Source organism: Pseudomonas sp. NBRC 111127, from assembly GCF_001320345.1.
GTDB classification, from domain to species: Bacteria; Pseudomonadota; Gammaproteobacteria; order Pseudomonadales; family Pseudomonadaceae; genus Aquipseudomonas; species Aquipseudomonas juntendi.
In genome coordinates this window covers 22,994-35,616 of the sequence record NZ_BCBD01000003.1, presented here as the reverse complement: position 1 = coordinate 35,616, position 12,623 = coordinate 22,994, and the positions used below count along the sequence as shown (strand labels likewise).

Annotated in this window: 13 protein-coding genes; 5 read left to right on the top strand and 8 right to left on the bottom strand. The window is 63.5% G+C overall.

Annotated features, from left to right (window positions below; all coding sequences use genetic code 11):
* Genes APH30_RS01140 through APH30_RS01130 form a run of 3 tightly spaced genes read left to right on the top strand, consistent with a single transcriptional unit; the run spans position 1 to position 2,587 of the window.
* The gene (locus APH30_RS01140) at positions 1 to 1,080 is read left to right on the top strand and encodes a heme A synthase (protein WP_009683602.1); all 1,080 of its coding nucleotides are present in this window, start codon (positions 1 to 3) and stop codon (positions 1,078 to 1,080) included.
* Complete coding sequence (gene cyoE, locus APH30_RS01135) at positions 1,065 to 1,958, top strand: heme o synthase (protein WP_009683601.1); 894 nt, start codon at positions 1,065 to 1,067, stop codon at positions 1,956 to 1,958. Before APH30_RS01140 ends, cyoE begins: the two co-directional genes overlap by 16 nt.
* Positions 1,955 to 2,587, top strand: a complete 633-nt coding sequence (locus APH30_RS01130) for an SCO family protein (protein WP_054911452.1) — start codon at positions 1,955 to 1,957, stop codon at positions 2,585 to 2,587. The genes cyoE and APH30_RS01130 overlap by 4 nt, the downstream gene beginning before the upstream one ends.
* 119 nt (positions 2,588 to 2,706) lie before the next feature.
* Here the strand turns inward: APH30_RS01130 and APH30_RS01125 are convergent, their stop codons facing one another.
* The 3 genes from APH30_RS01125 to APH30_RS01115 all read right to left on the bottom strand — a co-directional run bounded on the left by APH30_RS01125 (position 2,707) and on the right by APH30_RS01115 (position 5,223).
* Positions 2,707 to 3,480, bottom strand: a complete 774-nt coding sequence (locus tag APH30_RS01125; RefSeq protein ID WP_009683599.1) for a MetQ/NlpA family ABC transporter substrate-binding protein — start codon at positions 3,478 to 3,480, stop codon at positions 2,707 to 2,709.
* Positions 3,481 to 3,544: 64 nt separating this feature from the next.
* Positions 3,545 to 4,216 (bottom strand): methionine ABC transporter permease, encoded by a 672-nt coding sequence (locus APH30_RS01120; protein WP_009683598.1) that lies wholly within the window; start codon positions 4,214 to 4,216, stop codon positions 3,545 to 3,547.
* Positions 4,216 to 5,223, bottom strand: a complete 1,008-nt coding sequence (locus APH30_RS01115; protein WP_054911451.1) for a methionine ABC transporter ATP-binding protein — start codon at positions 5,221 to 5,223, stop codon at positions 4,216 to 4,218. Before APH30_RS01115 ends, APH30_RS01120 begins: the two co-directional genes overlap by 1 nt.
* A gap of 49 nt (positions 5,224 to 5,272) precedes the next feature.
* Here APH30_RS01115 and katE point away from each other — a divergent pair, with 49 nt between their 5' ends.
* Positions 5,273 to 7,585 (top strand): catalase HPII, encoded by a 2,313-nt coding sequence (gene katE, locus APH30_RS01110; protein WP_255326923.1) that lies wholly within the window; start codon positions 5,273 to 5,275, stop codon positions 7,583 to 7,585.
* A 155-nt stretch (positions 7,586 to 7,740) separates the two neighbouring features.
* On the opposite strand, the gene APH30_RS01105 is transcribed toward katE, so the two are convergent.
* The 4 genes from APH30_RS01105 to zur all read right to left on the bottom strand — a co-directional run bounded on the left by APH30_RS01105 (position 7,741) and on the right by zur (position 10,605).
* Positions 7,741 to 8,448 (bottom strand): PA5502 family lipoprotein, encoded by a 708-nt coding sequence (locus tag APH30_RS01105; RefSeq protein WP_054904498.1) that lies wholly within the window; start codon positions 8,446 to 8,448, stop codon positions 7,741 to 7,743.
* 126 nt (positions 8,449 to 8,574) lie between these two features.
* Positions 8,575 to 9,357 (bottom strand): zinc ABC transporter permease subunit ZnuB, encoded by a 783-nt coding sequence (gene znuB / locus APH30_RS01100; RefSeq protein ID WP_009683594.1) that lies wholly within the window; start codon positions 9,355 to 9,357, stop codon positions 8,575 to 8,577.
* Positions 9,350 to 10,123: a zinc ABC transporter ATP-binding protein ZnuC gene (gene znuC / locus APH30_RS01095; protein WP_009683593.1), complete on the bottom strand. Its 774-nt coding sequence runs from the start codon at positions 10,121 to 10,123 to the stop codon at positions 9,350 to 9,352. The genes znuB and znuC overlap by 8 nt, the downstream gene beginning before the upstream one ends.
* A complete protein-coding gene (gene zur / locus APH30_RS01090; protein WP_054911449.1) occupies positions 10,120 to 10,605 on the bottom strand; it encodes a zinc uptake transcriptional repressor Zur in 486 nt (161 codons plus the stop codon). Before zur ends, znuC begins: the two co-directional genes overlap by 4 nt.
* Positions 10,606 to 10,623: 18 nt before the next feature.
* Here zur and APH30_RS01085 point away from each other — a divergent pair, with 18 nt between their 5' ends.
* Entirely contained in the window at positions 10,624 to 11,580 is a 957-nt protein-coding gene (locus APH30_RS01085; RefSeq protein WP_082414592.1) for a zinc ABC transporter substrate-binding protein, read from the top strand.
* A gap of 65 nt (positions 11,581 to 11,645) precedes the next feature.
* Here the strand turns inward: APH30_RS01085 and APH30_RS01080 are convergent, their stop codons facing one another.
* Positions 11,646 to 12,596 (bottom strand): homoserine kinase, encoded by a 951-nt coding sequence (locus APH30_RS01080; protein ID WP_009683590.1) that lies wholly within the window; start codon positions 12,594 to 12,596, stop codon positions 11,646 to 11,648.
* Between the last annotated feature and the right edge of the window lie 27 nt (positions 12,597 to 12,623).

The window sequence follows — 12,623 nt, the reverse complement described above, 5'->3', positions numbered from 1 at the left end:
ATGGCCAGACCCGGATTCCGCCTTGCTGTGTGCGCCACCCTGCTGGCACTGCTGGTCGTCCTGCTCGGTGCCTATACCCGCCTGACCCACGCCGGCCTCGGTTGCCCCGACTGGCCCGGTTGCTACGGTTTCATCAGCGTGCCCAAAAGCGAAGCGCAGCTGGCCCATGCCGAACTGCACTTTCCCGAACACCCGGTAGAGGCGGCCAAGGGTTGGGCCGAAATGGTTCATCGTTACTTCGCGGGCAGCCTTGCCGTGGTCATCGCCTTGCTCGCCTTGCAGGCAGTGCGCCGGCACCACAGCGACGGGCAACCCTATCGCCTGCCTGTGCTGTTGCTGGGTGTGGTGCTGGCCCAGGCGGCGTTCGGCATGTGGACGGTCACCCTGAAGCTTTGGCCGCAGGTCGTCACGGCCCACTTGCTGGGCGGCTTTACCACGCTGAGCCTGCTGTTCCTGTTAACCCTGCGGCTTTCGCGGGCCTTTGCGCCGTTGCCCAAATTGCCGCTCAGCCTGCGGCGGGTCGCTGCGCTGGCCTTGCTGGTGGTGATCGGGCAGATCGCCTTGGGTGGCTGGGTCAGTGCCAACTACGCAGCGGTTGCCTGTATCGACCTGCCCACCTGCCATGGCCAGTGGTGGCCGGCGGCGGACTTCAGCAATGGTTTCCACCTGACCCAGCACGTTGGCCCCAACTACCTGGGGGGGCAGCTGGACAGTGATGCGCGCACGGCCATCCATGTCAGCCACCGGCTGGGTGCGTTGGTGGTCACCTGCGTGCTGCTGATGCTCAGCTGGAAACTGCAGCGCTGTGGCCTTGGCGGCCTGGCGCGCCTGGTGTTGCTGGCGCTGGCCGTGCAGGTGGGCCTGGGCATCAGCAATGTGCTGCTGCACCTGCCGCTGGCCATAGCGGTGGCGCACAACGCCGGTGGGGCTTTGCTGTTGCTGTGCATGGTGCTGGTGAACTACCGCATTCGGGTGGTCGACAAGGTACGCGTGGGTGTCGGCCAAGGCTGGCGCTTGCGGCCAGTGACCGGCGTTGGCATTTCCCATCACATGAGGAACGAGTCGTGGCGACGCTTCTGAGCACCCAGCGGGCCAGCTGGCGCGATTACCTGGAGTTGACCAAGCCCAAGGTGGTCGTGCTGATGTTGATCACCTCGTTGGCGGGCATGTTCCTTGCCACCCGTGCGGGGGTGGGCTGGAGTGTGTTGGTGTTCGGCAACCTGGGTATCGGCCTGTGCGCGGGTGGCGCGGCAGTGGTCAACCATGTGGTCGACCGGCGCATCGATGCGCTGATGGCGCGTACCCGCAAGCGGCCGCTGGCCCAAGGCCGTGTCGAGCCCTTGCCGGCGTTGCTGTTTGCCCTGGCGCTGGCGCTGCTGGGCATGGCCCTGTTGCTGATTTTCACCAATGCCCTCACTGCCTGGCTGACCCTGGCCTCGCTGCTTGGCTATGCAGTGCTCTACACCGGTTTTCTCAAGCGTGCCACGCCGCAGAATATCGTGATTGGCGGCCTGGCCGGCGCTGCCCCACCCCTTCTGGGCTGGGTCGCAGTCAGCGGCCAGGTCAGTGCCGAGCCGTTGCTGCTGGTGCTGATCATCTTCGCCTGGACCCCACCGCACTTCTGGGCCCTGGCCATCCACCGCAAGGAGGAATACGCCAAGGCCGACATTCCGATGCTGCCGGTGACCCACGGTGAGCGCTACACCAAGCTGCACATCCTGCTGTACACCCTGATATTGCTGGCGGTGAGCCTGTTGCCCTACGCCATCCACATGAGCGGCCCGCTGTACCTGGCCTGTGCCCTGGCCCTGGGCCTGCGCTTCCTGCGATGGGCCTGGGTGTTGTACCGTGGCAGCCGGCCGCACGCAGCGATCGGCACCTTCAAGTACTCTATCGTGTACCTGTTCGCGCTGTTCATCGCGTTGCTTCTCGACCACTACCTGTTGCTGAACCTATGACCCGAACCCAGAAAACCGTCTTTGTCCTCGTTGCCCTGGTCGCGCTGATCATGGGCCTCACCGTCAACAAAGTGCTCAAGGGTCGCGACCAGCCCAACCCTGCCGAGCTGATCGATGCCGGTATCATCCTGTTGCCGCAAAGCCGCGCCGTGGCAGATGTGACCATGACCAACCAGGATGGCCAGCCGGTGCACCTGGATGAACTGAAAGGCAAGTGGTCGCTGCTGTTCTTCGGCTACACCTACTGCCCGGACATCTGCCCGACCACCCTGGCCCAATTGCGCCAGGTGAAGAGCGAGCTGCCCAAAGATGCTGTCGACCGGTTGCAGGTGGTGTTGGTGAGCGTCGACCCGAACCGCGACACGCCGAACCAGCTGAAGCAGTACCTGGCTTATTTCGACAAGGACTTCATTGGGGTGGCGGGGTCGATCGAAGATACCCAGAAGCTGGCCAATGCCCTGAGCATTCCATTCATTCCGGCAGATACCAGCAAGCCGGGCTACACCGTGGACCACAGCGGCAACCTGGCGGTGGTCGGGCCGGACGGGCGTCAGCGTGGGTTCATTCGGGCGCCGTTCAACAACCAGAAGCTGGTGGCGCAGTTGCCTGGGTTGGTCAAACGGGATTGATGGGGCATTGAAAGCTTCGCGGGCACGCCCGCTCCCACAGGGATATCACAAGGCCTGAGGCTAGCGATGTCCCTGTGGGAGCGGGCGTGCCCGCGAAGAAGCCAGCGCGATTGCGAGGCTTAAAAAGCCGGAACCACAGCGCCTTTGTACTTCTCGGTAATGAACTGCTTCACCTCAGGCGAGTGCAGCGCCGTTGCCAGCTTTTTCATCGCGTCCGAGTCCTTGTTGTCCGGGCGGGCAACCAGGATGTTCACATAGGGCGAATCGCTGCCTTCGATGGCCAGGGCATCTTTCTCGGGGTTCAGCTTGGCTTCCAGCGCGTAGTTGGTGTTGATCAGCGCCGCGTCCACCTGGGTCAGCACACGCGGGATGGTGGCGGCTTCCAGTTCACGGAACTTGATGTTCTTCGGGTTCTCGGCAACGTCCTTCACGGTCGACAGGATGTTCTTGTTGTCCTTGAGCTTGATCACGCCGGCCTTGTCCAGCAGCAACAGGGCGCGGCCGCCGTTGGTGGCATCATTCGGGATGACCACGGTAGCCCCGGAAGGCAGTTCGTCCAGCTTCTTGATCTTGGTCGAGTACACGCCCAGCGGCTCGATGTGCACGCCTACCACGCTCACCAGGTCGGTGCCCTTGGCCTTGTTGAATTCATCCAGGTACGGCTGGTGCTGGAAGAAGTTGGCGTCCAGGCGCTTTTCCGCCACCTGCACGTTCGGCTGAATGTAGTCGGTGAACTCCTTGACCTTCAGTTCCACGCCCTCTTTGGCCAGCGCCGGTTTGACGAAGTTGAGGATTTCGGCGTGTGGCACCGGGGTAGCGGCGACGGTCAGGGTTTCGGCAGCATTGGCCGAGAAGGCCGCGACAGCGGCGACAACAGCAAGCAGCTTCTTCATTGATCACTCCTTGTGAGGGCCGCGACGGCCCCCGAACGGGTCGGCCAGGCCGACCCCATTGGGGTTACTTACGGGAAAAATGTACGACCAGTTTGTCGCCCACGCTTTGCAGCACTTGCACCAGCACCAGCAGCAGTACCACGGTGACCACCATCACGTCGGTCTGGAAACGCTGGTAACCGAAGCGGATCGCCAGGTCGCCGAGGCCACCGGCACCGACTACACCGGCCATGGCGGTGTACGAAACCAGGGTGATGGCGGTGACGGTGATGGCCGCGAAGATACCCGGACGGGCCTCAGGCAGCAGCGCGCTGGTGATGATCTGGCGGGTGGTGGCGCCCATCGACTGGGTCGCCTCGATGATGCCGCGGTCCACTTCCCGCAGGGCAGTTTCCACCAGCCGCGCGAAGAACGGCGTGGCACCCACCACCAACGGTGGAATGGCGCCGGCGACACCCAGCGAGGTGCCGGTGATCAGCACCGTGATCGGGATCATCACGATCAGCAGGATGATGAACGGCAGCGAGCGCAGAATGTTCACCACCAGCGACAGCAGCGCATACACGCCCTTCTGTTCGAACATCTGCTTCGGGCCGCAGAGGAACAGCAGCACGCCCAAGGGCAAGCCGAGCAGCACGGTGAAGAACAGCGAGCCGAACAGCATGATCATGGTATCGACGGTGGCCAGCCAGATTTCGGCCCAGTCGACGTTGGCAAAGAAATTCAGGGCGTCCATCAACGCAGTACCTCCATATGTACGTCAGCTGCCTTGAAGTGGGCGAACGCCGCTTCCATGTCACCGCCGATCAGGGCGAGGGTGAGCTGGCCATAGGGGATATCCTTGATGCGGTCGATACGCCCGGCAAGGATGCTGTAGTCCACACCGGTTTCACGGGCCACGGTGCCCAGCAGCGGTGCGTAGGTGGCATCGCCCTGGAAGGTCAGGCGCACGATGCGGCCCGGGACGTGGGCGAAATCGTCGCGTTGCTCGCCTTCGTCGACCTGCTCGTCTTCCTGGACGAAGCGCTTGGTGGTGGCGTGCTGCGGGTGCAGGAATACCTCGGCCACCGAGCCCTGCTCGACGATCTGCCCTGCATCCATCACCGCCACGCGGTCGCAGACCCGGCGGATCACGTCCATTTCGTGGGTGATCAGCACGATGGTCAGCTTCAGCTCACGGTTGATTTCGGCGAGCAATTGCAGGACCGAAGCCGTGGTTTGCGGGTCGAGGGCGCTGGTGGCCTCGTCGCACAGCAGGATCTTGGGGTTGGTAGACAGGGCGCGGGCGATACCGACGCGCTGCTTCTGGCCACCCGACAACTGCGCCGGGTACTTTTTGGCGTGGTCCGAGAGCCCGACGCGGGCCAGCAGTTCGGTGACGCGCTTGTCGATTTCGCTGCGCGACAGCTCGCCGGCCAGGGTCAGTGGCAGTGCCACGTTGTCGGCGACGGTTTTGGAAGCCAGCAGGTTGAAGTGCTGGAAAATCATCCCGACCTGCTGGCGGAAGCCGCGCAGCTGGCTGGCGTTGAACGCGGTAACGTCTTCGCCATCGACGATGATCTTGCCGCCGGAAGGCTCTTCAAGGCGGTTGATCAAACGCAGCATGGTGCTCTTGCCGGCGCCGGAGTGGCCGATAAGGCCGAACACCTGGCCATCTTCGATGGTCAGGCTGGTCGGATTCAATGCGGGGATTTCCCTACCGGCAACGCGGTAGGTCTTGTGTACCTGTTGGAACTCGATCACGTAGCGAACCTTGTGGGGCGCATGGAATTTGGGTCAGCGGTTAGCTGGGGTGGCGCATTTTAGCCTTTTCCCCTGGCTGTTCTTAGCATTTATTTCGTCAGGCACCAATCCTTCGGGTATATGGCGACAATCGGTAAACCTGATTGAACGCTCGCCGCTCCCCTCCAGTCACTACCAGAACAAGCCCGAACGGGCATGCCTGAAGACTGACGAGGAGAGCCGACCCATGCCCAGCAAGAAAACGGACGCGCCCAAGCACAGTGAGGCCGCCGGCACCCAGACCCCCGACCGGGCCAACACCAATGCCAAGCTGCAGAGCCTGGAGCCGTTCCGTAGCGATGCTACCGGCCAGGCGTTGCGCACCAACCAAGGGGTGAAGATCGCCGACAACCAGAACAGCCTGAAGGCGGGTGCCCGCGGGCCTTCGCTGCTTGAAGACTTCATCATGCGCGAGAAGATCACCCATTTCGACCATGAGCGTATCCCGGAGCGTATCGTGCACGCCCGCGGTACCGGGGCGCACGGGTATTTTCAGAGCTATGGCTGCCATGCCGAACTGACCAAGGCGGGTTTCCTGCAGGACCCGGAAAAGATCACCCCGGTGTTCGTGCGCTTTTCCACTGTGCAGGGGCCACGCGGCTCGGGTGACACGGTGCGTGATGTGCGCGGCTTTGCCGTGAAGTTCTACACCGATGAAGGCAATTTCGACTTGGTTGGCAACAACATGCCGGTTTTCTTCATCCAGGACGCGATCAAGTTCCCGGATTTCGTGCATGCCGTGAAGCCTGAGCCGCACAACGAAATGCCGACCGGTGGCTCGGCCCATGACACGTTCTGGGATTTCGTTTCGCTGGTGCCCGAATCGGCGCACATGGTGATCTGGGCGATGTCCGACCGCGCCATCCCCCGTAGCCTGCGCATGATGGAAGGCTTTGGTGTACACACCTTCCGCCTGATCAACGCCGAAGGCGTGGCCAGCTTCGTCAAGTTCCACTGGAAACCGCGCCAGGGCGTGCATTCGGTGCTGTGGGACGAAGCGCAGAAACTGGCCGGCAAAGACACCGACTACCACCGCCGCGACCTGTGGGAAGCTATCGAGACCGGTGACTACCCAGAGTGGGAGTTGGGCGTGCAGATCGTGCCCGAGGCAGACGAGCACAAGTTCGACTTCGACCTGCTCGACCCTACCAAGCTCATCCCTGAAGAGTTGGTGCCCGTGACGCTGCTGGGCAAGATGGTGCTCAACCGCAACCCGGACAACTTCTTCGCCGAAACCGAGCAGGTGGCGTTCTGCCCGGGCCATATCGTGCCCGGTATCGACTTCACCAACGATCCGCTGCTGCAGGGCCGGCTGTTCTCGTACACCGATACGCAGATCAGCCGCCTGGGTGGGCCGAATTTCCATGAAATCCCGATCAACCGGCCGGTGGCGCCCAATCACAGTGGCCAGCGCGACGCCATGCACCGCATGACCATCGACAAGGGCCGTGCTTCGTATGAGCCCAACTCCATCGATGGCGGCTGGCCGAAGGAAACCCCACCTGCTGCGCAGGATGGCGGCTTCGAGAGCTACCAAGAGCGCATCGATGCGCACAAGATCCGCCAGCGCAGCGATTCGTTTGGCGACCACTTCTCGCAGGCGCGGCTGTTCTTCCAGAGCATGAGCCCTACCGAGCAACAGCACATCATCAAGGCCTACAGCTTCGAGCTGGGCAAGGTGGAGCGTGAAAGCATTCGCCAGCGGGAAGTGAATGAGATTCTTGCCAATATCGACCTGAAACTGGCGGCGGCTGTCGCGGCTAATCTGGGGCTGCCCGCACCCAAGCAGGGTACGGTCCAGGTGAAAGGCAGCAAGCTGGCGCAATCCAAGGCGTTGAGCCAAATGAACCACCCTGGTTCGGTAGGCATCAAAGGCCGCAAGATTGCAGTGCTGGTGGCCGATGGCGTGGACGCGGCCAGTGTCGACAAGCTGGTGAAAGCGCTGGAGGCCCACAGTGCACGGCCCATGCTGCTGGGGCCGACGTCGGCGCCGGTGAAGGCGGCCGACGGCAAACAGCTACCGGTGGATGCGTCGATGGAAGGTATGCCGTCGGTCATGTTCGACGGGGTTGTGGTGCCGGCGGGCAAGGCCTCTACCGATGCGCTGGCGGCCAGCGGCTTGGCCAAGCACTTCCTGCTGGAAGGCTATAAGCACCTCAAGGCTATGGTGCTTACCAAAGACCTGGTTAGCGGCCTGGGGCTTAAAGAGGACAAGGGCCTGCTGGTGGGGGATGACCAGAAAGTGATGGATGCCTTCGTCAAGGCGGTAGAAGGGCATCGGGTTTGGGAGCGGGAGGCTGCTGCGGAGGCTGTGCCGGCCTAATACCAGCCCATTAAGTAATTTGGGGCCGCTTTGCGGCCCTTCGCGGGCACGCCCGCTCCCACACGTTTGGCGCTGAACTCAAGAAATGCGCGATCCCCTGTGGGAGCGGGCGTGCCCGCGAAGGGCTGCAAAGCAGCCCCAGCGCCCCAGCGTTTTCAGCGCTGATGCGGCACCAGAACCACCTGCGCCGGCAGCGAGCGCTGAATTTCATGCTTCTGCTTCAGCTCAAACCCGCTGTCGATCTTGCGCACGCGCTTCTCCAGCAAGGTTTTCAGCCAGGGCGCGTCGTGGGTGCGCGGCACCTGGAACACCACTTCACAGTCGTAGCTCACCACGTCTGCCGCAATGTCATCCAGTTGGCGGCGCATGGCGCGGCTGTCGGTGGTTTTCAGGGCCACCACGGTGCTGGGTGCGGTCGGGTCGATGATCAGCGCCTTGGGCTTGGCCTCGGCGGCCTTCAGCGCCGCTTCGGCTTTGGCCAGCTCGGCCTTGCGCGCCTGGCTCACGGCGTCGCCCCCGGTCACCGCAGGGGCTTGCGGCATCAGCGCCCGGGCACGGGCCAAGGCCGTTGCAGCGGCATTCACGTCGCCTTTTTGCAGCACGATCTGGCTACGCTGCAGGTAGGCTTCGGCCAGTTGGCGCTGGTATTGCTCCAGGCGTGCGTCGTCGGGCGCCTGGGCCTGCAGGGCAGCCAGCTGGTCTTCGGCGGTGGCCAGCTCGTTGCTGGCGATGTTTTGTTGCAACTGCTGCCAGGCATCGGCTTGGGCAGGTGCGGTGGCCTGTTCCACCGGCGCACTGGAACAGGCAGCCAGGAACAGTGAAAACGCGGCAACAAGCAGATAACGGGAGGCGAACGGCTTCATTCCTGCGATTCTCTATTTGCGCAAAAAGCGAGCAAGTCTACACCCAGGTGCGCACGCTCGAAAACAGGTCTTACAGACCCTTTACCCGGGAAAAGGTTGCAAGGCGTGCCTGAGCACGCCTTGTAATCAGCGCTTTGGCAGGGCCAGGCTCAGCAAGAATAGCACCGCTGCACAGACCACGATCGACGGCCCGGCGGGGGTGTCCTTGAACCAGGACATGGCCAGGCCACCGCAGACCGCGGTGATGCCCAGCAGGCTGGCACCCAGCGCCATCTGCTCGGGCGAGCGGGCGTGGCGCTGCGCCGCCGCAGCGGGGATGATCAACAGCGAGGTGATCAGCAGCACGCCGACGATCTTCATGGCCACGGCGATCACCACTGCGATCAGCAGCATCAGCGCCAGGCGCAGGCCGGCTACGGGGAGGCCTTCGACCATGGCCAGTTCCTCATGCACGGTAACCGCCAACAGCGGCCGCCAGAGCACGCCCAGCAACAGCAGCACCAGCGCACTGCCGCCGAGGATCCAGGCCAGGTCGGTGGTGCTGATGGCCAGCAGGTCGCCGAACAGGTAGGCCATCAGGTCGATACGCACATCGTGCATGAAGCTGAGCACCACCAGGCCCAGTGACAAGGTGCTGGGGGCGAGGATGCCGAGCAGGGTGTCGGAGGCCAGCGGCTGGCGTTGCTGCAAGGTCACCAGCAGCACCGCCAGCAACAGGCAGCCAACGGTGACGGCCAGGGCCGGGCTTACATCCAGGGCGAAACCCATGGCCACGCCCAGCAATGCGGCATGGGACAGGGTGTCGCCGAAATACGCCATGCGCCGCCATACCACGAAAGAGCCGAGCGGGCCCGCGACAACGGCCAGGGACAGGCCTGCAAGCAAGGCGTAAAGAAGAAAATCAGCCATGCTTGCAGTGCTCTCCGTGAACGTGGGGGCCGGGGGCGACCACCGAGCCATGCAGGTCGTGGCTGTGGTCGTGATGGTGGTGATAAACAGCCAGGCTAGGTGCGTTCTGCCCGAACAGTTCGACAAAGGCTGGGTCGTTGCTGACCTGTTCCGGGTGACCCGAGCAGCAGACATGGCGGTTCAGGCACACCACCTGGTCGGTGGCGCTCATGACCAGGTGCAGGTCGTGCGACACCATCAACACGCCGCAACCATGGCGGTCGCGCAGCCGGGTGATGAGGTTGTACAGCTCGGTCTGGCCGACCACATCCACCCCTTGCACCGGCTCGTCGAGTACCAGCAACTGCGGCGCACGCAACAAGGCACGCGCCAGCAGGACACGCTGCATCTCGCCACCGGAGATGGTCTGGATCGGGCTGTCGATAACCTGTTCGGCGCCCACTTCCTGAAGGGCCGATACGGCTGCTGCCCGGTCTACCCCCGGCACCAGGCGCAGGAAACGCAGCACGGAAAGCGGCAGGGTGGCATCGACCTGGATTTTTTGCGGCATGTAGCCGATACGCAGCCTGGGCTTGCGCCATACCGTGCCGCGGTGCGGCTTGAGCAGCCCGAGCACGGCGCGCACCAAGGTGGTCTTGCCCGCGCCATTGGGGCCTATCAGGGTGACGATCTGGCGGGGCGCCACCGACAGGTCGATGCTGTCGAGCACCGCCTCGCCGCCATAGCTGACGCCCACCTGTTCCAGGCGGATCAGGGCATCGCTCATGCCGCGCTCCGGCAATTGCCGCACAGGCCGACCACTTCCACGGTTTGGGTCTCGACCGTGAAGCCCACGCCCTTGGCGCTGTCGATGATGGCCTCGCTGATGCTGTGTTGCTCCAACTCGATGGCGACGTGGCATGCACGGCAGATCAGGAACTGGCCTTGATGCACGTGCTCGGGGTGGCTGCAGCCGATGAACGCGTTGAGCGAGGCAATGCGGTGCACCAGGCCGTTTTCCAGCAGGAAGTCCAGTGCGCGGTACACCGTGGGCGGTGCAGCGCGGCGGCCGTCCTGCTCGCTGAGCACGGCAAGGATGTCGTAGGCACCCAGCGGCTTGTGGCTTTGCCATACCAGCTCCAGCACCCGGCGGCGCAGCGCGGTCAGGCGCAGGCCCTGGCGGGTGCACAAGGCATCAGCTTCAGCCAGTGCGCTATGCACGCAATGGGAGTGATCATGGGGACGGTTGGCCAGCGGCGTGATGGACATGGGCAGCGACGATTCTGTATGGAGACGTTATTATGTTACCCGTTTCTCACGACTCGAGTATTCACCGTGTCCAGATTTCTAGTCCTTTTTGTCGCATTCATCGCCTGTTCGGCCCAGGCCGATGTCCGTGTGCTGACCAGCATCAAGCCGCTGCAACAGATTGCCGCTGCCGTGCAGGAGGGTGTTGGCAGCCCTGAGGTATTGCTGCCGCCAGGTGCTTCGCCGCACCACTATGCCCTGCGCCCATCCGACGTACGGCGGGTGGGCGATGCCGACCTGCTGTACTGGATCGGCCCGGACATGGAGAGCTTCCTGCCACGCGTATTGGGCAGTCGCAGCAAGGCAACCGTGGCCGTGCAGTCGCTGCCAGGCATGAAGCTGCGCCATTTTGGCGAAGACAGCCATTCCCATGAGGAAGCGGACCACGATGAGCATGACCATGACCACCGCCCAGGTAGCCTGGATGCGCACCTGTGGCTATCGTCGGTCAACGCGCGGGTAATCGCGGGGAAAATGGCTGCGGACCTGGCCCAGGCCGATCCCGCCAACGCGGCGCGCTACCAGCACAACCTGAAGGTCTTTTCAGACCGTATGGATGCGCTGGATGAGCGAATCAAAGCGCGGGTGGCGGGTATCGCTGGCAAGCCGTACTTCGTGTTCCACGAGGCGTTCGACTACTTCGAGGCGGAATATGGCCTGAAGCACACTGGCGTGTTCAGCGTGGCCTCGGAGGTGCAGCCGGGAGCGCAGCACGTTGCGGCGATGCGCAAGCGCCTGCAGGAAGTGGGCAAGACCTGCGTGTTCAGCGAACCGCCACTGCGCCCGCGCCTGGCCGAGACCCTGACTGCCGGCCTGCCGGTGCGTCTGGCCGAGCTGGATGCGCTGGGTGGTACTGACCCTGTGGATGGCAAGGGCTATGAGCGCTTGCTGGAGAAGCTGGGTGCCGACTTGGCTGGGTGCCTGGAGCAGTTGTAAGCCTGTTCCGGCCTCTTCGCGGGCACGCCCGCTCCCACAGGTGCCCGCGAAGAGGCTGAAAAGGGCTAGAGGGCAAATGGCAGGTGCAAAGCCACCTGCTGGCGCTGTGCCAAACGCACTTCGAACTCGCTCGGGTCATGGATCATCACATCCATCCCGGCAAACGATTCTGCCGCAATCAGCCGCGACAGCCAGAAGCGCACGCAGCCTACCCGCAACATCTCAGGCCACAGCTCGGCCTCGGCAGCGGTGAACGGCCGCAGTGCGGCATAGGCCGCCAGCAGCGCCTGGGCACGCGGCATGTCGATTGCGCCCTGCTCATCCAGGCACCAATCGTTCACGGTGATGGCGATGTCATACAGCATCGGCCCGGAGCAGGCGTTGTAGAAGTCGATCACGCCAGTCAGGTGGGTGCCCTCGAACATCACGTTGTCGCGGAACAGGTCGGCATGCAGGTTGGCCCGCGGCAGCGCCAGGATCTGCGCCTTGTGCGCGTTGATTTCGTTCAGGGCCGGTTGCAGCAGCGCGGCTTGCTCGGCAGTCAGGCGTGGCAGCAGCTCGGCGCCTGAAGCCAGCATCCAGTCCAGGCCACGGTCGGTGCGGCGCTCGATGATGCGGCCGCGGGTAGCCAGGTGTATATGCGCCAGCAGCTCACCCACCTGGGCGCAGTGCTGCGCGTTGGGCGCCTTGATGTGCTTGCCTGACAGCCTTGGCTGCAGCAGCGCCGGCTTGCCGCACAGCTCGCGCAGGCCGTTGCCGTCGCGGTCACGAACGGCATAGGGCACCGGCATGTCGGCAGCGTGCAGGGTGTCGAGCAGCTCGATGAAGAACGGCATGTCCTCGCTGGGCCCGCGTTCGATCAACGTCAGCACGAACTCCCCCTGTTCGAGGCTGACGAAGAAATTGCTGTTCTCGGTGCCGGCGGCTATGCCCTGGAAGTCGAGCAGGCGGCCCAGCGCGTACGGTGCCAGAAAGGTTTCCAGCTCAGGCCGGGTCACGGGGGTGAAGACTGACATGATGAAAAATTGCCCATACGGGCACTT

What these genes read in the sequence shown, in the direction of transcription:
- APH30_RS01125 (WP_009683599.1), bottom strand. Translation starts at nt 3,480, where the DNA reads ATGAAGAAGCTGCTTGCTGTTGTCGCCGCTGTCGCGGCCTTCTCGGCC.
- APH30_RS01085 (WP_082414592.1), top strand. Translation starts at nt 10,624, where the DNA reads ATGGAGACGTTATTATGTTACCCGTTTCTCACGACTCGAGTATTCACC.
- znuC (WP_009683593.1), bottom strand. Translation starts at nt 10,123, where the DNA reads ATGAGCGATGCCCTGATCCGCCTGGAACAGGTGGGCGTCAGCTATGGC.
- znuB (WP_009683594.1), bottom strand. Translation starts at nt 9,357, where the DNA reads ATGGCTGATTTTCTTCTTTACGCCTTGCTTGCAGGCCTGTCCCTGGCC.
- zur (WP_054911449.1), bottom strand. Translation starts at nt 10,605, where the DNA reads ATGTCCATCACGCCGCTGGCCAACCGTCCCCATGATCACTCCCATTGC.
- APH30_RS01140 (WP_009683602.1), top strand. Translation starts at nt 1, where the DNA reads ATGGCCAGACCCGGATTCCGCCTTGCTGTGTGCGCCACCCTGCTGGCA.
- APH30_RS01080 (WP_009683590.1), bottom strand. Translation starts at nt 12,596, where the DNA reads ATGTCAGTCTTCACCCCCGTGACCCGGCCTGAGCTGGAAACCTTTCTG.
- APH30_RS01120 (WP_009683598.1), bottom strand. Translation starts at nt 4,216, where the DNA reads ATGGACGCCCTGAATTTCTTTGCCAACGTCGACTGGGCCGAAATCTGG.
- APH30_RS01105 (WP_054904498.1), bottom strand. Translation starts at nt 8,448, where the DNA reads ATGAAGCCGTTCGCCTCCCGTTATCTGCTTGTTGCCGCGTTTTCACTG.
- APH30_RS01130 (WP_054911452.1), top strand. Translation starts at nt 1,955, where the DNA reads ATGACCCGAACCCAGAAAACCGTCTTTGTCCTCGTTGCCCTGGTCGCG.